Origin of the sequence: Fictibacillus nanhaiensis (genome assembly GCF_042686385.1) — a bacterium.
GTDB lineage: Bacteria > Bacillota > Bacilli > Bacillales > Fictibacillaceae > Fictibacillus > Fictibacillus nanhaiensis.
The window spans coordinates 703,996-727,071 of the sequence record NZ_JBHUPF010000006.1; the positions used below are offsets into that span (position 1 = coordinate 703,996).

18 protein-coding genes are annotated in these 23,076 nt (G+C 41.1%); 14 read left to right on the forward strand and 4 right to left on the reverse strand.

What is annotated here, in order from left to right; genetic code table 11:
- The first annotated feature begins 234 nt into the window (after nt 1–234).
- The 5 genes from ACFS5O_RS07095 to ACFS5O_RS07115 all read left to right on the forward strand — a co-directional run bounded on the left by ACFS5O_RS07095 (nt 235) and on the right by ACFS5O_RS07115 (nt 4,457).
- Nucleotides 235–432 (forward strand): cold shock domain-containing protein, encoded by a 198-nt coding sequence (locus tag ACFS5O_RS07095; RefSeq protein ID WP_130296881.1) that lies wholly within the window; start codon nt 235–237, stop codon nt 430–432.
- A gap of 240 nt (nt 433–672) precedes the next feature.
- Complete coding sequence (gene cspC / locus ACFS5O_RS07100) at nt 673–873, forward strand: cold shock protein CspC (RefSeq protein WP_066397937.1); 201 nt, start codon at nt 673–675, stop codon at nt 871–873.
- A 417-nt stretch (nt 874–1,290) separates the two neighbouring features.
- A complete protein-coding gene (gene hpf, locus ACFS5O_RS07105) occupies nt 1,291–1,845 on the forward strand; it encodes a ribosome hibernation-promoting factor, HPF/YfiA family (protein ID WP_205725281.1) in 555 nt (184 codons plus the stop codon).
- Nucleotides 1,846–2,045: 200 nt separating this feature from the next.
- Nucleotides 2,046–2,519, forward strand: coding sequence for a DinB family protein (locus ACFS5O_RS07110; protein WP_318300133.1), 474 nt, complete (start codon nt 2,046–2,048; stop codon nt 2,517–2,519).
- Between the two features lie 312 nt (nt 2,520–2,831).
- A complete protein-coding gene (locus ACFS5O_RS07115; RefSeq protein WP_205725282.1) occupies nt 2,832–4,457 on the forward strand; it encodes a long-chain fatty acid--CoA ligase in 1,626 nt (541 codons plus the stop codon).
- A gap of 320 nt (nt 4,458–4,777) precedes the next feature.
- Here ACFS5O_RS07115 and ACFS5O_RS07120 read toward each other — a convergent pair whose 3' ends face one another.
- Nucleotides 4,778–5,401, reverse strand: coding sequence for a hypothetical protein (locus ACFS5O_RS07120; protein ID WP_205725283.1), 624 nt, complete (start codon nt 5,399–5,401; stop codon nt 4,778–4,780).
- A 212-nt stretch (nt 5,402–5,613) separates the two neighbouring features.
- On the opposite strand from ACFS5O_RS07120, the gene secA reads away from it, so the two are divergent.
- A complete protein-coding gene (gene secA / locus ACFS5O_RS07125; RefSeq protein ID WP_066397924.1) occupies nt 5,614–8,133 on the forward strand; it encodes a preprotein translocase subunit SecA in 2,520 nt (839 codons plus the stop codon).
- Nucleotides 8,134–8,266: 133 nt separating this feature from the next.
- A protein-coding gene (prfB, locus tag ACFS5O_RS07130; protein WP_228116152.1) for a peptide chain release factor 2 occupies nt 8,267–9,365 on the forward strand; the annotation gives its coding sequence in 2 pieces (ribosomal slippage) (nt 8,267–8,329 and nt 8,331–9,365; 1,098 coding nt in all).
- A 318-nt stretch (nt 9,366–9,683) separates the two neighbouring features.
- On the opposite strand, the gene ACFS5O_RS07135 is transcribed toward prfB, so the two are convergent.
- Nucleotides 9,684–9,836 carry a hypothetical protein gene (locus ACFS5O_RS07135; RefSeq protein WP_153237401.1) on the reverse strand — a complete coding sequence of 51 codons (153 nt, stop codon included), beginning with the start codon at nt 9,834–9,836 and terminating at the stop codon, nt 9,684–9,686.
- 360 nt (nt 9,837–10,196) lie between these two features.
- On the opposite strand from ACFS5O_RS07135, the gene ACFS5O_RS07140 reads away from it, so the two are divergent.
- The 3 genes from ACFS5O_RS07140 (at nt 10,197) to tatC (ending at nt 13,000) form a co-directional block, all read left to right on the forward strand.
- The gene (locus ACFS5O_RS07140) at nt 10,197–11,828 is read left to right on the forward strand and encodes a PhoX family protein (RefSeq protein ID WP_205725284.1); all 1,632 of its coding nucleotides are present in this window, start codon (nt 10,197–10,199) and stop codon (nt 11,826–11,828) included.
- 56 nt (nt 11,829–11,884) lie between these two features.
- Nucleotides 11,885–12,070, forward strand: a complete 186-nt coding sequence (gene tatA / locus ACFS5O_RS07145; RefSeq protein WP_066245439.1) for a twin-arginine translocase TatA/TatE family subunit — start codon at nt 11,885–11,887, stop codon at nt 12,068–12,070.
- Between the two features lie 165 nt (nt 12,071–12,235).
- Nucleotides 12,236–13,000, forward strand: a complete 765-nt coding sequence (gene tatC / locus ACFS5O_RS07150) for a twin-arginine translocase subunit TatC (protein WP_205725499.1) — start codon at nt 12,236–12,238, stop codon at nt 12,998–13,000.
- A 46-nt stretch (nt 13,001–13,046) separates the two neighbouring features.
- Here tatC and ACFS5O_RS07155 read toward each other — a convergent pair whose 3' ends face one another.
- On the reverse strand, nt 13,047–14,291 hold the full coding sequence (locus ACFS5O_RS07155) for a helix-turn-helix domain-containing protein (protein WP_205725285.1): 1,245 nt from the start codon (nt 14,289–14,291) through the stop codon (nt 13,047–13,049).
- A gap of 357 nt (nt 14,292–14,648) precedes the next feature.
- Between ACFS5O_RS07155 and ACFS5O_RS07160 the strand changes: the two genes are divergently transcribed.
- Nucleotides 14,649–18,719, forward strand: a complete 4,071-nt coding sequence (locus ACFS5O_RS07160) for a S8 family serine peptidase (RefSeq protein WP_379838890.1) — start codon at nt 14,649–14,651, stop codon at nt 18,717–18,719.
- A gap of 18 nt (nt 18,720–18,737) precedes the next feature.
- On the opposite strand, the gene ACFS5O_RS07165 is transcribed toward ACFS5O_RS07160, so the two are convergent.
- Nucleotides 18,738–19,739 (reverse strand): NERD domain-containing protein, encoded by a 1,002-nt coding sequence (locus tag ACFS5O_RS07165; RefSeq protein WP_205725287.1) that lies wholly within the window; start codon nt 19,737–19,739, stop codon nt 18,738–18,740.
- Nucleotides 19,740–20,158: 419 nt separating this feature from the next.
- Between ACFS5O_RS07165 and ACFS5O_RS07170 the strand changes: the two genes are divergently transcribed.
- The 3 genes from ACFS5O_RS07170 to ftsX all read left to right on the forward strand — a co-directional run bounded on the left by ACFS5O_RS07170 (nt 20,159) and on the right by ftsX (nt 23,044).
- Nucleotides 20,159–21,019 carry a YitT family protein gene (locus ACFS5O_RS07170; protein WP_198768344.1) on the forward strand — a complete coding sequence of 287 codons (861 nt, stop codon included), beginning with the start codon at nt 20,159–20,161 and terminating at the stop codon, nt 21,017–21,019.
- A 455-nt stretch (nt 21,020–21,474) separates the two neighbouring features.
- Nucleotides 21,475–22,161, forward strand: a complete 687-nt coding sequence (ftsE, locus tag ACFS5O_RS07175; RefSeq protein WP_205725288.1) for a cell division ATP-binding protein FtsE — start codon at nt 21,475–21,477, stop codon at nt 22,159–22,161.
- Entirely contained in the window at nt 22,151–23,044 is an 894-nt protein-coding gene (gene ftsX, locus ACFS5O_RS07180; protein WP_205725289.1) for a permease-like cell division protein FtsX, read from the forward strand. Before ftsE ends, ftsX begins: the two co-directional genes overlap by 11 nt.
- Nucleotides 23,045–23,076 lie beyond the last annotated feature (32 nt).

The following is a 23,076-nucleotide window of genomic DNA, read 5'->3' on the forward strand; positions in this document are numbered from 1 at the left end:
GATATTTCTACATAATAAGGCTAACGTTATAGAGAAATACAAACTCACAATCCTAATGTATTTATTGATCATCTTACGTATATTTATGCAATATAAAGCAATGAGATTTTTCGACAAAACTTCTTATTTTTCGCTAATCTTAAGCCTTTGACAACTTTTTTGGGTATATGTCATACTATAAAGTGTATAGAAGATCTATACAAAGATTCGCATGATGAAGGGATTGTGAAAGGCATGTTAGGAAAAGTAAAATGGTTTAACGCAGAAAAAGGTTTTGGATTTATCGAGCGCGAAGACGGAGACGATGTGTTCGTACACTTCTCTGCAATCAACACTGAAGGATTCAAAAGCCTTGACGAAGGTCAGCAAGTCGAGTTTGATATTGTAGATGGAGCTCGTGGGCCTCAAGCGGCTAACGTAACTAAACTATAATTCAAGGCACTATGACCATACTTTTAATCCCGTCTGTTACCGCAGGCGGGTTTTTATTTCTAGAAAATATTTCATATTATGAATGATTCGTTTGCAACATTACGCAATCACTGTTATGATGGGTATAGATTATTTTTGTTCGGCGTAAAAGATTGTATGAGTTTCGACTTTTCTTCTTTAACAATACTTTGGGCAAGAGTAGCAATATATCGTGTGGTAACGCACTAGGAGGCAACAAACATGGAACAAGGTACAGTAAAATGGTTTAACGCAGAAAAAGGTTTCGGATTCATCGAGCGCGAAAACGGAGACGATGTATTCGTACATTTCTCAGCTATCCAATCTGATGGTTTCAAATCTTTAGACGAAGGTCAAAAAGTAACTTTCGAAGTTGAGCAAGGTGCTCGTGGCGCTCAAGCTGCTAACGTTCAAAAAGCATAAGCTTCGTTATACAAAAACAGGTTCTCTTTAGAGCCTGTTTTTTTGTTTGTCTAAAAAAATACATAACATAAAAAAACCCCCACTCAGGGATCGAGTAGGGTGATGGAACAGGTTTTGTAAAATGTTTTAAAGCTTCAAAGGTTAATTCCTAGTATAACACATAGTTTGAAACTAAAAGAATGTAAGTGATATTTATTTTTCCTCTAATTTTAGATTTGTAAATATTAGAAAAAGATAATCGTCCCGAATAAATGGTTGATTCGAGAGAGTTTTTTGCCTGGTTGTATAAGCTTTTTAGCAAATGTAAAGAATTTGTCGACAGTGTAAAAAAATTGTCAAAATATTTTAAATGTTACGGAGGAATTCTTTTGGGGTATATCGAAATATATATACATCACCGAAAGGAGGAGTTAAGTTATGCATTTTAACATTCGTGGAGAAAACATCGAGGTGACTGAAGCCATTAGGGCTTATGTTGAGAAAAAGGTGACGAAACTCACAAAGTACTTTAACGAAACTCCGAACTCTGATGTACACGTAAATCTAAAGGTGTACAACAATGAACAATCCATTGAGGTAACGATACCGATGAAGGGCCTACTGCTTCGTGCAGAGGAACGTCATTTGGATTTATACGCTGCGATTGATTTGGTGGTAGAAAAATTAGAGCGTCAAATTCGAAAACACAAAACTAAAGTAAACCGTAAATTTAGAAATGCTGAAGGCACAAAGCACATGTTTGCTAACGGTACAGAAGGCGTATCAACGGCACTGTTAGAGGAAGAGGACGATTTCGAGATCGTACGTGAAAAGCGATTCGATCTGAAACCAATGGATACGGAGGAAGCTATCCTTCAAATGGGATTACTCGGCCATAACTTCTTCGTTTATAACAATGCTGAAACTGGTGAGATGAACGTCGTGTACAGACGTAAAGATGGCAAATATGGCCTGATAGCAGGAACAAACTAATATACAAAACTAGACTACACACCCCATGACACTTTTGGGGTGTGTTTTAAGTTTGGGAAGTATAGTTGCCGATAAATTCAAGATCTCGTCGATATAACCGGAAACTCGCCGATAAAATGGAAATCTTGCCGATATAATCGGAAACTCGCCGATAAAAGCAAATTCTCGCCGATATATCTTAATTGAAGGAGCTCATAATCATGAAAAACGATATCCTTATAAAACAACTCGCAGCTTTTCGTCACAACACATTAAGCGCTGTGGAAGGACTTACTGAGGAGGAAGCGGATTTTGTTCCTGAAGGATTTAACAACAACATCCGCTGGAACTTGGGGCATATTTTTTTGGATCAGTACGATTGGCTGTATCATAAAATCCGTGAAGATCATCCGGCCCCGATTCATTATCGAGAATTATTCGGTTATGGAACGAAGCCAGAGAATTGGCAGCGAACACCTCCAACGCTTCAAGAACTTCGTCACCGGTTGATGGAGCAAGTTCAAGTGATTCAGGAGCAGTTTGGTCATCGGCTACATCAAGAATTAGACGAAACAACTGAACTCGGGATGAACACCTTTGCGGAGGTGCTGCCACGAACGTTTTATCACGAAGGTCTTCATTTAGGTACGATCCTTGCTATACATAAAGCACTTCACCTTCAAAGACAATCATAAGCAAAATGAGGAAAAGTGCAACTTCAGGTCTGCACTTTTTCGGTCCGCACACCCCGGGGAAAGCGATAAGCCTGGAGTGGAAATCAACTACTTTCAAACCTGCTCGTACAGCTTTATTGTAAGTGCAACGCAAAAACTGGATGATATTTCAAACTTTTTTTAACTAAAAAATATTTTTCGTGTTTTTCTGCGTTTTGTTTCTTGGAATCTGTTTTAACAGCAGGATTTTGAAGTAGGTAAGGGGAACTAGTGAGTAACAAGAAAACGCTTACACTAATGACTATGTTTACTATTTAAGGAGGAGAAGTAGTTATGATGAATGTGCCTTTTCGAGTTACAAGTATGCTAGAGCATGCGGAGCGGTATTTTGCGAAAAAGGAAGTAACGAGCCGTACGATGTCCGGAATACGGAAGTTCAGTTACCGGGAGATCGGTGAGCGGACACGCAGGCTTTCGAGCGCGCTAAAACGCCTTGGTGTTCAAAAAGGTGAGCGGGTTGGAACACTTGCATGGAATCACCATCGTCATCTAGAAGCTTATTTCGCCATTCCGGGTGTTGAAGCTGTTCTTCACACCATCAATATCCGACTTTCCCCTCAGCATATTGCATACATTATCAATCACGCCGATGACCAGATTTTATTCGTCGATCAGGACATTCTACCTCTTGTTGAAGCTCTTAAAGATCATATTCCAAATGTTAAAGCGTATATATTGATGACCGATGAAGACGAGCTGCCGCAATCGCCGCTTCAGCCTCTCTATCATTATGAAAAACTTTTAGAAACAGGTGACCCGGCTTATGAATTTCCGCAGGATATCGATGAGAACGATCCGGTCGGGATGTGCTATACATCTGCCACGACAGGAAATCCAAAAGGCGTAACGTACACGCATCGCTCGACCGTACTACATTCGATGTCACTAGGACTTGCTGATGGCGGTTCTGTATCAGAAAGTGATGTTCTTATGCCAGTTGTGCCGATGTTCCACGTAAATGCGTGGGGACTTCCGTATGCAGCGACCTGGTTTGGATCAAGCCAAGTCATGCCTGGACCGCGATTCACGCCACAGCTTTTAGCGGAACTGATTGAGATGGAAAAAGTAACTTTTGCTGCAGGTGTACCAACGATCTGGATGGGGCTTCTTCAAGAACTCGAACAGAATAGTTATGATACTTCTAGTCTTCGAGCGGTTATTTGCGGAGGATCTGCTGCACCAAAAGGGATGATAAAAACGTTTGAAGAAAAACATAATATTCCGTTCATGCATGCTTATGGTATGACGGAAACGAGTCCACTTGTAATCGCAACGCGACTGAAAACCTATCAAGCAGATATGGACGATGAAGCGAAATTTGATTATAAAGCAAAACAAGGTTATGTCGTGCAAGGCGTAGAGATGAAAGTAATCGGTGCGAACGGGGAAGTGAAGTGGGACGGCCACGAGATGGGCGAGCTGTTGCTGCGTTCGAACTGGATAGCGGATGAATATTACAACGATGATCGGACGGAAGGTACGTTCAACGATGGATGGCTTCATACCGGAGATGTTGTTACGGTAGATGAAGAAGGATTCGTGAAGATCGTCGACCGGACGAAGGATCTCATCAAGAGCGGCGGTGAGTGGATATCGTCCGTTGATTTAGAGAATGCCATCATGGCGTTTCCGGATGTTTTCGAAGCATCTGTTATCGCCGTCCCTCACCCAGAATGGCAGGAACGGCCACTTGCATGTGTCGTGTTGAAACCTGAGGCAAAAGGAAAAGTTCCAAAAGAAGATATTGTGGAGTTTTTGAGGCCGCAGTTTGCGAAGTGGTGGATTCCAGACGATATCGTGTTCATGGATGAGATCCCGAAAACGTCAGTTGGTAAGTTTTTAAAGCGAACATTGCGTGATCAGTTGAAAGATCATTATATGACGACTGCGAAATCGTAAAAATGTAAGCAGAGAACTTCTCAAAAGTTGAGAAGTTCTTTTTTTGTGCGAAGGGGAAGAGAATGATCGCCTATAAATTAGTGAGCTGAAGGAGAAAGTACGTATCTGATGGACACAAAGATAGTTATGTCTGCCTCAAAAACACATCATAGAATATATTCACGTATTCACGGTAATTTGCAATATATTCACGTATAACAGCGATAATTTCACGGATAAAATGATTTATCGAAAGTTCGACAAATTTACACTCAAAACTTCATTCGCAAACAAAAAAACACCACCCTCCACAAAACCACGAGAACAGTGCCCAATCTTCCTTATTCTTTTACTTCTTCCTTAATCCATTTACCTGTTTCCGTCACGTCCCAATAATCGCTAGCTTTATAATCGTTCAACGATATATCGAGATCGTGAAAGATGCGGTGAACACCTTTTAATGGCTCTACACTCTCAGAACTCATACTTTTCTCAATCTTGCTAAGCGCAGTCTCGATGTCTACCTTTAGTGGACCTGCAACATAAGGTAGAATTTTATTACGTATATCGCTTTCAATATCTTTTAATACCGGTGTATGTGTGTCTATGTTATATTTCGACCATTTATCATAGCCGAGCTCACCGTTCCAAAATTCATGAATTACATTGATTCGCCTTTGTATTTCGGTCTTTGGAACTTCTATGGTTGGCTTAAAAAGAGCAGTACCGCTTGATTTTTCGGCTTCTGACAATTCCTCATCAGTCGGTGTGTCCACACTCGCTACAGAATTCGGACCAAACAGTGAATAATATCCCCATGTGCCAAGGCCCCCGATGATGAAGAAGCTGAGAACGAGGGTGAGCATGATCGTTTTGCTTTTTTCACTTCTACGCTTTTTCTCTTGAAGCTGCATCTCTTGACCTTGCCTAGCGTTGTTCGTCCTGTCTAGATCTGTGTTTTCCATTCAGAACCTCCTTCATCCATCTTTATATTATTTTACCAAAATTTAGGTCCGCAGTCTCTATGGAAGTGTCAAATTTTTCACATATATAGGAAGTATCTTTACGATGAATGCTACAATTCCGATGAAAAGATTTGGGATTTCTTGTGGCTCGTTTCACAAACTGGTAGAATAGAAGTGGTATATAATTTTCGAGAACAGGGAGCGTTATTCGGATGATTAGCATTTTGAAAAAGATTTTTCCAAGTTCCAATGACCGAACGTTGAATAGATACGAGAGAATTGCGGAAAAAGTGGAAACGTTAGCTGAAGAGTTTAAGGCTTTAAATGATGAGGCTTTGGCGAACAAAACGGCTGAGTTTAAGAGCCGTATCGAAAAAGGGGAATCTCTGGATGACCTTCTCCCTGAAGCGTTTGCGACTGTGCGTGAAGCATCAGCTCGTGTATTAAACATGCGTCATTATCCTGTACAGATTATGGGTGCGGTTGCGCTTCATGAAGGTAACATTGCAGAGATGAAAACCGGTGAAGGTAAAACGTTAGTAGCGACAATGCCGGTTTATTTGAACGCACTTGATGGAAAAGGAACTCACGTTGTTACAGTCAATGAATACTTGGCTCGTCGTGACTCTGAGATCATGGCGCCGCTATACAATTTCTTAGGTTTAAGTGTTGGATTGAACGTCTCTGATCTTTCAAAAGAAGAGAAGCGTGAGGCGTACGCAGCAGATATCACATATGGAACGAACAACGAGTTCGGCTTCGATTATTTGCGTGACAACATGGTGGTGTATAAAGAACAGATGGTTCAGCGCCGTAACTATGCGATCGTCGATGAGGTTGACTCGATTTTAATTGACGAAGCGCGTACACCGCTCATCATTTCAGGTTCTGCACAAAAATCAACACAGCTTTATCAGATGGCGAACATGTTTGTCCGTCAGCTGAAGAAAGAAACCGATTATACAGTAGATGAAAAGACGAAGAACGTTCAGCTTTCTGAAGAGGGTATCAACAGAGCGGAGCAGATGTTCTCGATCGATAACTTATACGATTATCAGCACGTAACATTGAATCACCATATTAACCAAGCGTTAAAAGCAAACATCATCATGCAGCGTGATGTGGATTATGTTGTTCAAGACGGCGAGATCGTGATCGTTGACCCGTTCACAGGACGTTTGATGGCTGGTCGTCGCTACAGCGATGGTCTTCACCAAGCGATTGAAGCGAAAGAAGGTTTGGAGATTCAGCGTGAGAGCATGACACTTGCTACGATCACGTTCCAAAACTACTTCCGTATGTACAACAAGCTTGCTGGTATGACGGGTACAGCGAAAACGGAAGAAGAGGAATTCCGTAACATCTACAACATGGATGTTATCTGTATTCCGACGAACCGTCCAATCGCGCGTGATGACAGATCGGATCTTATCTATAAAACGATGCAAGGCAAGTTCAAAGCAATTGCAGCTGAGATTGAAGAACGTCATAAAACAGGACAGCCGATCCTTGTAGGTACGGTTGCCGTTGAAACATCTGAACTTCTTTCACAGCTTTTAACGAAGCGTAAGATCAAGCATAACGTACTAAACGCGAAAAACCATGAGCGTGAAGCAGAGATCATCGAAAATGCGGGTCAGCTTGGCATGGTTACGATCGCAACGAACATGGCTGGTCGTGGTACGGATATCAAGCTTGGTGAAGGCGTTCGTGAAGTTGGTGGACTGCACATCCTTGGTACAGAGCGTCATGAATCACGCCGTATCGATAACCAGTTGCGTGGTCGTGCGGGTCGTCAAGGAGATCCAGGTTCGTCCCGCTTCTACATCTCGATGGAAGATGAGTTGATGCGTCGATTCGGTTCTGATAACTTGATGACGATGATGGAGCGTCTTGGCATGGATGAAGAGACGCCGATCGAGTCTAAAATGGTAACAAAAGCTGTTGAATCTGCACAAAAACGTGTAGAGGGATCGAACTTTGATGCTCGTAAACAGCTTTTACAATATGACGATGTTATGCGTCAACAGCGTGAGATCATCTATGCACAGCGTCAAGAAGTGCTTGATGCTGAGAACTTAAGTGATATCGTTCTTCGCATGATCGATTCTACACTTGAGCGAATCGTTACGGTTCATACACCGGAAGCGGAAGTTCAAGAAGAATGGAACACGAAAGAGATTGCAGACTATGTGAATGCTGTGATGTTTACAGAGCCGACGTTTACGGAAAAAGATCTTTTCGGTCTAGATCGTGAAGAGATCATTGAGAAGATTCAAGCGAAAGTACACGCGGCGTTTGCTGAAAAAGAAACACAGCTTCCTGCTGAACAAATCGCTGAGTTTGAAAAAGCAGTAATCTTACGTTCGGTTGACAGCAAGTGGATGGATCACATCGACCAAATGGAACAGCTTCGTCAAGGTATCCACCTACGTGCTTACGGACAGAACGATCCGTTGCGTGAATACCAGTTTGAAGGCTTCGAGATGTTTGAAGCGATGGTTGCAGCGATCGAAGAGGAAGTTACAACTTACATCTTAAAATCTCAGATCGAGCAAAACATGCAGCGTGAACAAGTGGCAGAAGGTAAAGCCGTTGTTCCGAGCGATAAACAAGATACCGCAAAAAAGAAGAAGCCGGTTCGTAAAGCACAAGACATCAAGCGAAATGATCCTTGTCCTTGCGGAAGCGGAAAGAAATACAAGCAATGTCACGGAGCTGAACAAGAATAGGAAGTTGCGTGAGAGAAGAGAGTCTTTTAATAGGCTCTCTTTGCGCTTGTAATCAGGTGTGAAAAAAGGGTTAATTTTAACAGCGTTCGCATATTTTAAAGATGGAACAATTATAAGATGAGGTGCAAAGACTATGGATTTAGTAGAAGTAAAACAGGAATTAAACGTTATTGAAAAACGTATCAACGACTTTAGGGGGTCTCTTTGACCTCGATACAAAGAAAGCGCGTATCGCAGAACTAGATGAAGAGATGAGTGCACCTACGTTTTGGGATGATCAAAACGCAGCACAAGTCGTGATTAATGAAGCGAACGGATTAAAAGAGCAAGTGAACGAGTTTGAAGAGCTTGCTTCCGCTTATGAAGATCTTGAGATCGCGCATGAGCTTGTAAAAGAAGAAGCAGATGAGGATCTTCAAAAAGAGCTTGTAAAAGATCTGAAATCTCTAATCACAAAGCTGAATGATTTTGAGCTTCAGCTTTTATTGAACGAACCGTATGATAAAAATAACGCAATCCTTGAACTTCACCCAGGTGCGGGTGGTACAGAGTCTCAAGACTGGGCGTCCATGCTGCTTCGTATGTACACGCGTTATGCAGAGCGTCAAGGGTATAAAGTAGAAACGCTTGATTACTTACCAGGTGATGAAGCTGGGGTTAAATCCGTAACGCTTAGCATCAAAGGACATAATGCGTATGGCTACTTGAAGGCTGAAAAAGGGGTTCACCGCCTCGTACGTATTTCACCGTTCGATTCATCCGGCCGTCGTCATACGTCATTCGTTTCGTGTGAAGTGATGCCAGAGATTACAGATGATACGGAGATCGAGATCCGTACAGAGGATCTTAAGATCGATACGTATCGTGCGTCTGGAGCAGGTGGGCAGCACGTTAACACGACTGACTCTGCGGTTCGTATGACACATATTCCAACGAACACAGTAGTTTCATGTCAAACGGAGCGTTCGCAGATCAAGAACCGTGAGCGTGCGATGAAGATGATGATGGCGAAATTGGTGCAGCGTCGTTTGGAAGAGCAGCAGGCACAGCTGAATGAAATTCGTGGTGAGCAGAAGGAGATTGGGTGGGGAAGTCAGATTCGCTCTTATGTTTTCCATCCTTATAGTCTTGTGAAGGACCACCGGACGAATACTGAGGTTGGTAATGTGCAGTCTGTGATGGATGGTGAGATCACGCCGTTTATTGATTCTTATTTGCGTTCTAAGTTGTAAAAAAACCTTTTAGTTTGGATGATGATTTGAGGTTTTTGAGAGAGGTTGATCTGCGCTCCAGGTGCTTCGCTTTCCACGGGGCAGGCGGTGAGCCACATTCGTACGTTTCACGTATAAGTGTCTCACCTGCCGGCCTGTCCCGCAGGAGTCTCGCACCTTCCGCTCCAATCAACTTGTCGAGGGTGTTAAAAACCAACAACTTTCTAGTACTAAGAGATTACAAGTGAATTTCAATTACAAACCATCAAATACAAACTACAAAAAATGAAATAAAAACAAAAAACAAAACTTCCGAGCTATTTGCTTCCGGAAGTTTTTTTATCGTATGTGTGTGAGATCTCCCTCTTGTACAAGCTCGATCTTTCTATGTTGTCCGTCTGTTACGATCTCCACGTTTCCGTTGTCATAAATCCAAACGACTTGATATTCTTTGCCGTTATACATGACGAAACTCCCCACTTCTATCTGCATCGCTTCACTCCTAATAAAGCTCTCTAGTTAATTATACCTATTTAAGTTGGAATGTATATTGGGAAAAAACATGGACATTTGTCTTCTTAAGTATAAAGGATAGTACCCTATTTTCCCAACTTATATTTTCTATAACAGAAATCTTCATCTTATAAAAGGTTTGATGAGCTAATAATCAAATCCTTTTTGTATCATATTCCTACCGTCAGGGTTGATCATTTTATGTCGGCGAACGTTGGAACTTTATAAAAAAACTAAAAATTCTTAAACATTTGTTTAAATTCTCTACATAGTGGCTTAATATTTCGACCGTATTCTTATAGATGCAACATTAATTATTTGGGTCTAGGGGGAAATGACATGGAAAAAAAGCCATTGGATAGAAGAACCTTTTTAACGTATTTGGGTACAGGCGCAACAGCACTTGCTGCAGCTACGACAGGGTTAGGTGCTTTATCAGAAACTGCTAATGCACAATCAGACAGCTTGATGCGCATGAAGCCTCGCAAAAAAGGATTTAAGTTCCACCCGATCGCACCAACGGACAAAGACGATCTTGTCCTTCCAAAAGGATATCAATATGAAGTGATTGCATCTTATGGTGATGTAATTAATAAAAAAGGTGACACGTTTGGATTTAATAATGACTTTACGATGTACTTTCCGATCGACAAATCGAGTGAACATGGCTTGCTTTGGGTAAACCACGAATATACAAATCCTTTATATGTTGAAGGAGAAAAAGTGAACGGTAAATACACACCGGCGCAAATTGAAAAGATGCTCTACAACCAAGGCGGTTCGATTATCGAAGTGAAAGTGAAGAACGGCAAGTGGATGATGGAGACGAATTCAGAGTACGCTCGACGTGTAACAGGATTAACACCATTCGCCCTAACAGGACCAGCGAAAGGGACAGCAGCTGTAAATAGTGCAACTTCTGCACAAGGAACATTTGCGAACTGTTCAGGTGGACGTACACCATGGAACACGGTGTTATCTTGCGAAGAAAACTACGAAGATACGTCAAAAGCCGCTAATCTCGATCAAACACATTATGGCTGGGTAGTAGAAGTTGATCCATTTGATCCAAACTTTAAAGTGAGAAAGCACACGGCTCTTGGACGCTTCAACCATGAAAATGCAAGCGTTGGAATTGCAAACGACGGGCGTGTCGTTGTCTATATGGGAGATGACAAAAAGGATGCTTGTGTGTACAAGTTTGTAAGTAAAGGCAAGTACGCTGCAGCTAAAGGCAAAGACAACAGCAAGCTTTTAGAAGAGGGAACACTTTATGCAGCAGATCTTGCTAACGGCAAATGGCTACCATTAACGATCGATGCGGTTCGTGAAAAAGCAGCAGGAAAAGCTGACCTATTAGAAAAGTTTAAAACACAAGGCGATGTAGTAGTTAACGCACACGATGCGGCAATCCTTCTAGGTGCGACACCAACAGATCGCCCGGAAGATGTGGAGATTTCACCACTTGACGGTACGGTGTTCATCGCACACACGAACAACGACAAACATGGTAACATTCATGGCCACATCACACGCTTTTTTGAAAAAGATGAAGATCATGGCGCAGAGAGCTTTGAATTTGAGATCTTTGCAGCAGGCGGTCGTCAAAGCGGATTCAGTGCACCTGACAATCTAACGTTTGATTCAAACGCAAACCTATGGACAGTGACGGATATTTCATCAAGCAAGCTGAATTCTGGTGCGTGGACAAGCTTTGGTAACAATGGCATGTTCATGATCCCTACGATCGGCCGTGTTAAAGGAGAAGCGTTCCAGTTTGCATCTGCTCCAAAAGAAGCAGAGTTAACAGGACCATCTTTCACGCCGAATGAAAAAACGTTATTCCTAAGTGTTCAGCACCCAGGTGAGGAAACGAAAGATAAAGCAAATCCAACAAGCACGTGGCCGCAAGTACGCGGAGGCAACACGCCGCGTCCATCTGTTGTAGCAATTACTGGTTTCAAGTTCTAATTTTTTTTGAGACAGAAAGTAACAAATGATCACCAAAATTTGAGGAGGCGATCTACATGGGTTTCACAAACATCGGAGTACCCGGATTAATCTTGATCTTAATCATTGCGCTTATCATTTTCGGGCCATCTAAACTGCCAGAGATCGGACGAGCATTCGGAAGCACGCTTCGCGAGTTCAAGAACTCAGCGAAAGACCTCATGTCTTCTGATGAAAAAGAAGAAAAGCCGCAGTCAAAATAAAGAAAAGTGGAAGATGCGGGCGCGGTTAGAGTCCGCATCTTTTTGTTCATGATGGGCTAGATTTAAAACTCGTGGGTTGAACTCCAATACACATGAACCTAAAGTCCAAACAAGACACATCAAACAAAAATGAACCACTAAGGATAGAAAGGAGGCTGTTTTATGATGAAAGCTGAAGAAATGTACTTTGTGGAACACCTTGGTGAGCTTAGAAAACGCATTATTATTACACTTGCCGTATTCATAACCGTTCTTTCTGTTTCCTTTTTCTACGTTCAGCCGATCTATGACTGGCTGATCCGTGATTTGGATCAGCAGCTTGCTGTTCTTGGACCAAGCGAGATTTTATGGGTGTATTTTATGATATCCGGTGTCATCGCGATTGCGTTCACGATTCCGGTTGCGGCTCATCAAACGTGGATGTTTATCAAACCAGCACTGAGTAAGAGAGAGCAGAAGGTGACACTGTCCTATATTCCAGCACTCTTTTTCTTGTTTTTACTAGGTTTATCATTCGGTTATTTTATCGTCTACCCGATGGTTTTAAATTTCCTGTTAGGATTATCTGAAGGGCATTTCCAAACGTTCTTCACTTCAGAAAAATACTTTAAGTTCATGATGAATCTAACGCTTCCGTTTGGCTTTTTGTTTGAAATTCCATTGGTGGTTATGTTCTTAACATCGCTCGGAATCTTAAATCCACAAGTGCTAACAAAAGCTAGAAAAGTCTCGTACTTCGGACTTGTTGTTGTTGCCGTCTTGATCACACCGCCAGACTTAGTGTCGGATTTTCTAGTCGTTATTCCACTACTTGTCCTTTATGAGATCAGCATCATGCTGTCACGCGTGGTCTATAAAAAGAAACTCGTAAAAGAACAGCTCGCCATGGAAGAAGAAAATAAGGTCGTGCAAATGAGACGTCCTTCTTAAAAGACGAAAAGGAAGCCCGCTGCGGCTTCCTTTCTTTATGTATTTTTTAAACAAAATGATTCGTACGACGGTTCTTGTCTGCTATGAATTTCGCGTATTCATTAGCCCGTTTAACATCTCCGTTTTGATGATAGAAATCAAACAGGATAATCTCATAGTGTTCAGCAGGCAAGACATAACCTAGTTTTTTTAGATGCGGATACAGTTCTGTTTCGAGGTAATGATAATATTCGTCGTATTGCTTTTTCAATCGATAGATATGCATCTGAAAGAAGTGAACAAACGTAGTGCTTCCGTTCTCATGCGCTGTTTTTATTCCTTTTTCTGCGAGTTGAAGAAGCTTTGTAATCGGTTCTTTTCCTAAAAGAGTGGCAGCATTCACATATCCTTCAAGTGAGCCTAAGTAGTTGGAAGTGTTAGGATCTTTTAGCTGCATCGATTCTTTGTAGTACTGACATGCATTTTCAAAATGGCCATGGAGAAGGGAGTGATAGCCAAAGTTGTGAAGAAGTAGCGCTTTTTGTTTTTCCAAGCCAAAGTTCTCGCACATCTCGATCAGTTCTATATATTTTTCGTTCTGTGGCCCGCTCGTTGGCTCTTGTTCGATTTGAATCAACATGAGCATTTCTGTTTCAATCACTCTGGCATAGCAGTGCGACCTTTCGAAAAAGCGAAGCGCTTTGCTAGCGTAATAGTATGACAGGACGCGGGAATTGGTAGAGTGATACGCGACAGCCATATGATAATAGTATTCTGGGTTGTTGTAATAAGTAGAGTCTACCTGTTTTAAGAGATCGATAGCCTCGTAATAATCATGCTTCATCTGAAGTCCATAGATTCCTTTAATATGCAGAAGCATACTCTTTTCACGAGGTGAGAGTTCGGTCCATCTTTCCATCTCTTGAAGAAGGGTTTCTGCCTTATTTCTTTGTTCGGTGAGTATGTAATAGCGTGTTAATAAAAGGGTGTGGGTGCGATGAAAATCTGGGATCTGCAACAAAGCGATCTGTTCGAGTTGCTTTTTAATGTTCTCTGTTTTGACGTCCAGTTTCATGATGATTGCTTCTTCCCATTTTTTTAAGAGAAGTTCCACACTTCTGTACAAATTCATCTCATTTTGAATATCGATCTGTAATCGATTCGCTAAAAACTGGATCGTTTCATTGGAAACCTCAGTCAATCCTCGTTCGATCTTACTCACATGTGTACCTGAACATATACCGTCTCCAAGCTCTTTTTGTGTCATATTTCTGAGCTCACGATAGAATTTTATGATTTTTCCTTCAAGCATGAGATGCCCCCCTATCTCTATTAAGAAATTCTCTCCTTTTTCTATTCTACTAAAGAAAACCCCAATTCAGTTGAACGTTTTTTAAGGCTATTTCCCTATTTCACACCTCATTTTTTTAAAAAATCCTATTAAGTTTTGTGTTGATATAGGTAGCAAGTCATGTGTGAAACCCCGATAGCGACAAGGCAATCCTGCATTTACAATTACATATGAATCTACTAAAAATTCAAAAAATAGAAAAGAGGTGCTGACCGCAGTTTGTTTTACTAGAAAAATTTAACATCCAAGATATTCATTAATTAGACCGCTTCAATAGGTGATAAAAAATGATTTGAAAACCACAAAGAAAGCAGGGAAATGATGAAAACAATATCTTTTATAAAAAAATCTACGGCACTTACCTTAGCTGCGGGATTATTGCTATCTCCAAACACAACAATGTTTACGCCAAAAACAAGTGCTGCACCTTTTAAAGCTGAGGATATACTGACTTCGCTTACCGCTAAACAAAGAGAAGCTTTAAAGCAGCTTGAACTTACAGATGTCTTCGGCCTTCAAGGCTTTAAAAAAGAAGATCTACAGAGTGAAAAAGAAATCTCCGTAATCGTTCAATTTCAGTCAAAGCCCGGACAAGCAGCTGTATTAGATGCACAGTTGAAAGGCAAAAAGATCACACGACAGCAAGCAGACATCAAAGTAGATCAAGAACATGCTCAATTTAAGAAAGATGTGGAGAAGCTCATTCCTTCGGTCGGACCTATGACCAAAAAATCAACACACAGAATTACTTCCACATACAAAACCGTATATAACGGTGTGGCGATGAAGCTTCCTGCGAATCAGGTAGAAACGCTTTTACAATCAGAAGCCGTTAAGGCCGTTTACAAAGATGTAACGTTTAAAGTCGACCCGATTGCGATGGGAGAAGAGAAAGCCTTAAACAGCAACAGTGCGGGAACATCTGTAGAGAGCATTCCTTACTTGAAAATTGATCAGCTACATAATGAGGGAATAACTGGTGAAGGTGTTAAAGTGGGAATCTTAGACACTGGAATCGACTATAATCACCCTGACTTAAAAGATGTGTATAAGGGCGGTTATGATTTTGTCGATAATGACAGCGATCCGATGGAAACGACGTATAAAAACTGGCAAGACTCTAAAAAACCTGAGTTTAACGGCAACGCCTATTACACGTCGCATGGTACACATGTTGCCGGAACGATCGCTGGTCAAGGCAAGAACCCGAATGTATCCGTTCAAGGTGTAGCCCCAGATGCCGATATCTATGCATATCGTGTACTAGGGCCATATGGGACGGGCTCTTCTGAAGGCATCATTTCGGGGATCGAGAAAGCTGTAAAAGACGGAATGGATGTGATCAATCTTTCATTAGGTGCCGGTATCAACGATCCATATTATCCGACGAGTACAGCGATCAACTATGCGGTTCTTAATGACGTGACAGCTGTCGTATCTGCAGGAAACTCTGGTCCTAACGCATACACACTAGGTTCTCCTGGTGCTGCAGCATTAGCTCTTACGATTGGAGCGAGCGATGTACCGATGACGGTTGCTTCTTTTACAGGATCAGTGGGCAGTGAGAGTGGCATTCAACTAACAGGACTAGCACGGCATTACGCTGATCATTTAAACGAACTACAAGGTAAATCATATGATCTTGTTGATGTGGGGTTAGGAAAGGCGGCTGATTACACAGGTAGAGATGTAAAAGGGAAGATCGCTCTTATCTCTCGTGGTGAGACGACACTGAACGAAAAAGTAACAATCGCGAAACAAAATGGTGCTGTTGCAGTACTTCTATATAACAATGTCGATGGAGTGATCGAAGCAAATTTAGGTGAGTCGACAACATTTATCCCATCGTTTTCGTTAACAAAAGCAGCGGGTGAGAAGATTAAGTCTCAGATCTCTGTAGGTAAATCGAATTTTACGTTCGGCAAATATACTGAGGTTCAAACAGAAGGTGATCGGTTAGCGGCTTTCAGTTCAAGAGGTCCTGCAAGACAAACGTACGATATGAAACCTGAAGTTACTGCACCTGGGGTTGCCGTTCTTTCTACCGTACCGTCTTATATGGTGAACCCAACCCATCAAGAAAATTATGATTATGCGTATTCTCGATATTCAGGTACATCGATGGCCGCTCCGCATACAGCTGGTATCGCAGCTCTCATGCTCGATGCTAATCCTAACTTAGAGCCTGAAGATGTAAAAACGATTTTAATGAACACTGCCGATCCTCTTAACGGAGATTACTCGGTATTTGAAGTAGGTGCAGGTCGTGTAGATCCTTATCAAGCGGTTTACAGTGGGACAAGTTTTCAAGTAAACGATGAAACGTTAATTCCTAGTTCTACGAATCTCGTAAAGATTAAAGAGCGTACAGGCGGCATTGCATATGGTAGTCATTATGCTGGTAAAAATCTCTCACTGAAAAAGTCCATTACAATTGAAAACCATGACAACGTAAAGAAAACGTTCAAAGTTGAAGTGAAAGAAACAAAAGGTTCACCAAGCCTGAAGGAAAATGGCATTCAAATCAACATTCCAGAGGAAATTAAGATCGCTGGTGAAGATTTTAAAAAGGTGTCAGCGGGTATCGACATTCCGAAAAAGGCCAAAGAGGGAATTTATGAAGGGTATATCACACTAACAAACCATGCAAAGTCAGCCGAGCAATACCGAATTCCATTCAGTGTTCGTATTACAGAAGAAGGTTATAACAAGTTAGAGCTTGCAACACCCGCAATTGCTCCAAACTATTTGAACCAAGGTGGGTTCTTTGGGTATCGCGCTATCTACACGGGTATGGAATTTAACTTTAAAGCACCAATGGAGAAAATGGAAGTGGTTCTTCAAGACGGAAAGACAGGCAAAGATCTAGGGTTTATCGGAACACTGAATTTAAGTGGACGTAACGAGAACCAATCGTATTACGTGTTAAACGCATTTAGTGGCATGTACTACAAATTCACAGGTGATGAAACAGAGCCGATCGATTCTGAGGTCTCTTATGCACCAGCAGGTCACTATAAACTTAAATTCATTTCTACCACAGCTACTGGGAAAGAAATTATTGAAAATCGCCACGTTTTCATTGATATTGAAGCACCAACATTTGAAAGCTCGCTTGACGGAGAATCACCGTTTTTAGAATACAAACCAGGTCAAGCAACCTATCCATTCGATATTAAAATTAACGATCCACTTGTAGACAAGATGAAAGAAGTTGGCCTTAACGTAGATCAATCTTCAAACAAGATGATCTACTATTGGAACTCCGCTTTTCCGTCATCTGCAATCAAAATGGACAAAGAAGGAAAGTTCGTTGAAGAGATTGCGATGAATGAAAAAGTTAAGGCACTCAATTTCCGTATGGACGGTTTTGATTTAGCCGGAAATCAAGCGATGCAGAAAAATTATTATTTTGTTAAAGAAGGTACGGCCGTTTCCTACACAAAGAGTAAAGAAGGTGTGTTGAAAACAGGAGATACAGTAAAAGCAACCCTTTCGTTAGACAACTTAACGAATCTTACAAAAGCAGAATGGAACTTGAATAGCAGCAGTTATGGAGCGGTCTCACTAGTTGATGCTAAACTAAGTGACTCCTTTAAAGATAAAGGCTCTATTGATGTAAAAGATGGCGTCATAACGGTTCAGTTTAATGAAGAAAGCGGTGTTTTAGATCATGCTGACCTCGTTGACGTAACGCTAAAAGTAAGTGATGCCTATTACGCGACTCGAGCAGGTGTGCTTCCGGATGTAAAAGTAACGGATAACAATACTATCACAACAACAGTCCTTCAAGCTCCTTTTGCTTGGTTAGTGAAGCCACAATTCTCTACAGCCAATGGTTACATCACACCACAAGGGTTCAAAAACGATGAAGGAACCGTTACAGAAAAACGTGATTGGACGAAAGTAGGTGGCTCTTTACAGATTATCGATGCACAAGGGAACGCCCATGATCCATCAGCCCGCATTGCGGACAACGGTCAATACAAGTACGACAAGCTGCCTCTGCAAAAAGAAGCATTCACAGTTGAAATGAAAGTCCCTGGACACTTTTTGACGAAAGGGAAAGTCTATATCGGGTTTGAACACAATGGTGAACTTTACGGTCAAAGCCGATTTATTACCGCACTTGATGTAAAAGCGGGGGACGTGAACCAGGATAACGTGATCGACATTTATGATGCGATGGAGATTCAAAACGCGTGGGGAACAGCGAAGCGTGATGCAGATATTAACTTCGACGGAAAGGTGGATGCAAAAGATATGAAATATGTACAAACCAATTATCTGCTGCAAAATCAGCATGTGGATGATACACCGTCACCTAGAAAGAAATACAAAGGAAAAACACTAGAAACCATCCTAGTAGAACTAGGCATCCAGCAATAACTGATAGTGGAACAACCTTTAAGGAGAAACGTCTTCCTTAGAGGTTGTTTTTTTAACGAGGTTATCAAGATGGTAGATGCGGGATTTTCGATTACCTGTGAAGGGGAGGTTTAGCGATTTTAGGATGTGATAACCTTGACTGGTTGAAGGTAAGTTGAGGAATTCTTTACAGTCCTTGTTGGTAATCGTCATGGAAATTAGCAGAGCATAATCCAATAATGCTGATTCGTGAGCATTTTTATAAACTTTTCTGCATGTAAAACAATACCAACTTCTTTGGTGACGTTTTAAAAACTGTACATCACATTCAGGGCAGAATACACCCTTCAACAGAGAATCAGGATCAATATAAAATTTGCGGCAAACATCCGGATCTTCAGGTAGGTGCTGCTTTAGAAGATGCTTAATAATTCTTTTTATTTCCTTTATTGAGAGTATTGTTCCTGGGTGTTTGTTGCTTAGCACTTCAATTTTAGGAACTAGACCTGAGCTTTTGATTACTTTTGAGCGAGCTTCTTTATAGGCTGGAGAGAATTCTGTTATCGTTGATGAATTGGTCATAACCACGAGGGATTCAATTGGGACCGATGGACATTTGAGATCATTTAAAATAGACATCAAGTGATAAGACTGTCGTTTCACTTGCTCAACCGGATTATCAAACGCTTCTCGTTGATTATTAAGTGAACGAATCATTGAATCATATGGACTCTCAAAATATAAGTGTCCTGCGATATTTTTACATTCAATAATAAGAAGGAAGTTCGGAGTGATTATAAGGGTGTCGATTTGAAAAAAGTAATCTTTATGTAAGATTCTAATTCCGTGTAGAAAGCGGAGGTTGTTGGATGTCAAATATCGATAATAATAGTCCAAAGACTGTTCGCCTCGATAGCCAGATAAACATTTTCTAAGTGCATTGCGAATTTCTTCTCTTTTTTCATCTAATAGAGGTAATCTCTTTAGAAGTGACTCTAATTTTTTTATAATAATAGGTCGAGAACGATGTTTTATAATCAAAATGGACCTCCTAAGCTACTTTTTTCTACTATGAAGGTTTTTTGAGAGGTGAACAAAAGGTGAAATAGCTATTTTCAGTGTATTTTAACTCAATGAATTTATGATGACACGCACGATATTCACGATAATTGAATTATATTTACGTTAATTTCGATAATTTCACGTTAAATCAGTAATATTCACATTAATTGAGTTAATATCACGTTAGTCGATTTTTCGACACTAATCAACGTTTCTCATAATTTACGACACACCAAAAAACTACCTCAACCAACTCGAACGTCATCCCCCACACTTCACCCCATCACCGCGGCACTAAGGTCTCATTTACAAGGGTATACTGTGATTGGTATACTTTTTCTCGGTTTAAAGAAATTCCTTATGAAAGTTTGAGGGTTAAGACAGCAATGATGATGGCTATGCGAAAACGTCGTGGGATCCTTCACCCGACTGTTGAACTCATTTTAGAATATGTATATGTTGTGATTGGATCAGGACTAGTGGCACTCGCATTCTCGGTATTCTTGTTACCGAACCAGATCGCTTCTGGCGGTGTGAGCGGTATATCGACGATCCTATACGGACTCTTTCAATGGAAACCTTCTATTGTACAGTGGAGTTTAAATATTCCGCTCTTCTTTGCGGGATTATTTTTCCTCGGCAGACGATTCGGTGCAAAAACGCTCGTAGGAACCGTTGTGCTTCCTTTCTTCGTTTTTATTTTTGAAGGATGGGGAGCAGCTACAGAAGATCCATTGCTTGGCGCGATTTTTGGTGGACTTGGAATTGGGGCTGGTCTTGGGATCGTGTTCCGTGGAAAAGCGTCTACGGGTGGCGTTGATCTGCTCGCACAGATCGTCCATAAATATACGGGTGCCTCACTCGGATCGATCATCCTTCTTATAGATGGAACAATTGTTACGTCGTCTGCACTATTTTTTGGGATCGAACAAGCTCTGTATGCACTTATTGCAATGTTTATTACGGCAAAAACGATTGATGTGGTTCAGATCGGGCTAGGGACGACTAAGATGGCGTTGATCATTTCAGATAAAGAAGATGAGCTTCGTCAAGGGATTCTGACTCACATTTATAGAGGGGTTACGAAAATCAATGCGTTCGGTGGTTATACACAAGATGAACGACCGATGTTGATGGTCGTAGTCGCTCAATATGAAGTAACAAAATTGAAACAATACGTAAAAGGTGTAGATCCAGATGCTTTTGTAATCGTTGTAAATGCGAATGAAGTGTTGGGAGAAGGCTTTAAACGCGGATAATTACTTAAAACTGTAACCAGTTGGGACTCGTCTCGACTGGTTTTCTTTTGTTTTCAAGTACCATTCACACATAGGTGCCCATTTTACTAGAATTAAAGAACTATCTTATGAAAAAACCCCTACAATACCAGGCCAAAAGACCCGAAAATTCTTAGCGATGGTCGGTTTTATAGTGCTTGTGTCGAAAAGTCTCCCTGCAGGTTTTTAATGATATATGAAGGATTACAGCGAATTGTGTCGTATTTTATGTCTTACGTAAATCAGAAAACATGACCATGGTCCCTTGTTTGAGGGAAGATGAAACACAACTGTAATAAAATTGTCAGTACGAGATGTTATAATAGTTATTGCGGAAAAAAAATGACATATATCGCGTTTTTGTCGAAAGACCTTTATATAGAACTTGTTGATTGATCAGGGAAATATTTTTTGGGGTAGTAAGGAAGTGATTTTGTTTGATAGAAATGGTTGATGTTTGGAAAACGTATCCGAACGGTGTTATGGCACTTAACGGAATTGACGTCTACATAGAAAAAGGTGAATTTGTTTATGTAGTCGGACCAAGTGGAGCAGGTAAATCCACGTTTATAAAATGTATGTATCGTGAAGAGAAACCGACACAAGGTTCAATTATTATTAATGGAACAAACCTTGCAAAAATGAAAGAAAGACAGATTCCTAAAGTACGAAGAAAGATTGGGGTTATCTTTCAAGACTTTAAACTGTTGCCGCGTTTAACGGTATACGAAAATGTAGCTTTTGCACTTGAAGTTATTGAAGAATCGCCAAAAGTGATCAGAGAACGTGTTATGGAAGTTCTTGATCTTGTAAAACTAAAAAACAAAGCGCGCATGTTCCCTGATGAGTTATCAGGTGGAGAGCAACAGCGTGTATCCATTGCACGTTCAATCGTAAACCATCCACCAGTTGTGATTGCGGATGAACCGACAGGTAACCTTGACCCAGAAACAGCGTGGGAGATCATGGATATCTTTAAAGAGATTAACACTCGTGGAACGACAGTTGTTATGGCAACTCACAATAAAGAAATTGTAAATACGATCACAAAGCGCGTAATCGCCATCGAAGGCGGCCGAATTGTACGTGATGAGGCGAAGGGGGATTACGGCTATGAAGATTAGAACTTTAAAGCGACATTTTGTAGAAGCATTCAAGAGCATGGGAAGAAACGGCTGGATGTCCTTTGCTTCCATCTCTGCTGTAACGGTAACCTTGCTATTAGTAAGCGTGTTCTTGGCAATCCTCTTGAACATTAACTATATTGCAAGTCAGATTGAAGACGATGTACAGATCAGAGCGTACATCGAACGAACAGAAAAGCCTGAAAGTTACGATGGTTATAAACAAGAGCTCGAAAAGCTTGGTAAGGTAAAAGAGGTAGAGTATCAATCTAAAGAAGAAGGTCTTGATGAACTGATCGAAAGTTTAGGAGATGAAGGGAAAGCCTTCTCATCACTTAAGAATGAAAATCCACTGCGAGATGCGTTCATCATCTATACAGAAAAGCCACAAGATACGGCTGCTGTAGCAAAAGAAGTTGAGAAATTTAAATTTGTAAACAAAGTTGAGTACGGAAAAGGGACCGTCGAGAAACTCTTTAAAGTAACAGATGTTGCCCGCAACGTTGGGATCGTCCTCGTATTAGGACTTGTATTCACAGCGATGTTCCTCATCTCAAATACTATAAAATTAACAATCGTAACACGAAGACGCGAGATTGAAATTATGAAACTCGTTGGTGCGACGAATGGATTTATCCGCTGGCCGTTCTTCATTGAAGGATTTGCATTAGGTGTCGCGGGTGCTGTACTTCCGATCGTTGTTATCACAGTAGGCTATCAAGCGATTTTCGATATCGTTAATCAAAAATTAGGAACAGTATTCATTGAGCTATTGCCAGTAACACCACTTATCCCGCAGCTAGCGCTGTTGATGATTCTGATTGGTGGAGTGATCGGCGTTTGGGGAAGCTTAACGTCTGTTCGTAAGTTCTTGAAGATTTAAGTAAAGATAGCAGAAATAAAGAGATCCAAGAA

Bases quoted from the DNA above. Each gene is read 5' to 3' on its own strand.
- ACFS5O_RS07095 (WP_130296881.1), top strand. From the start codon at position 235: ATGTTAGGAAAAGTAAAATGGTTTAACGCAGAAAAAGGTTTTGGATTT.
- cspC (WP_066397937.1), top strand. From the start codon at position 673: ATGGAACAAGGTACAGTAAAATGGTTTAACGCAGAAAAAGGTTTCGGA.
- hpf (WP_205725281.1), top strand. From the start codon at position 1,291: ATGCATTTTAACATTCGTGGAGAAAACATCGAGGTGACTGAAGCCATT.
- ACFS5O_RS07110 (WP_318300133.1), top strand. From the start codon at position 2,046: ATGAAAAACGATATCCTTATAAAACAACTCGCAGCTTTTCGTCACAAC.
- ACFS5O_RS07115 (WP_205725282.1), top strand. From the start codon at position 2,832: ATGATGAATGTGCCTTTTCGAGTTACAAGTATGCTAGAGCATGCGGAG.
- ACFS5O_RS07120 (WP_205725283.1), bottom strand. From the start codon at position 5,401: ATGGAAAACACAGATCTAGACAGGACGAACAACGCTAGGCAAGGTCAA.
- secA (WP_066397924.1), top strand. From the start codon at position 5,614: ATGATTAGCATTTTGAAAAAGATTTTTCCAAGTTCCAATGACCGAACG.
- ACFS5O_RS07135 (WP_153237401.1), bottom strand. From the start codon at position 9,836: ATGCAGATAGAAGTGGGGAGTTTCGTCATGTATAACGGCAAAGAATAT.
- ACFS5O_RS07140 (WP_205725284.1), top strand. From the start codon at position 10,197: ATGGAAAAAAAGCCATTGGATAGAAGAACCTTTTTAACGTATTTGGGT.
- tatA (WP_066245439.1), top strand. From the start codon at position 11,885: ATGGGTTTCACAAACATCGGAGTACCCGGATTAATCTTGATCTTAATC.
- tatC (WP_205725499.1), top strand. From the start codon at position 12,236: ATGAAAGCTGAAGAAATGTACTTTGTGGAACACCTTGGTGAGCTTAGA.
- ACFS5O_RS07155 (WP_205725285.1), bottom strand. From the start codon at position 14,291: ATGCTTGAAGGAAAAATCATAAAATTCTATCGTGAGCTCAGAAATATG.
- ACFS5O_RS07160 (WP_379838890.1), top strand. From the start codon at position 14,649: ATGATGAAAACAATATCTTTTATAAAAAAATCTACGGCACTTACCTTA.
- ACFS5O_RS07170 (WP_198768344.1), top strand. From the start codon at position 20,159: ATGCGAAAACGTCGTGGGATCCTTCACCCGACTGTTGAACTCATTTTA.
- ftsX (WP_205725289.1), top strand. From the start codon at position 22,151: ATGAAGATTAGAACTTTAAAGCGACATTTTGTAGAAGCATTCAAGAGC.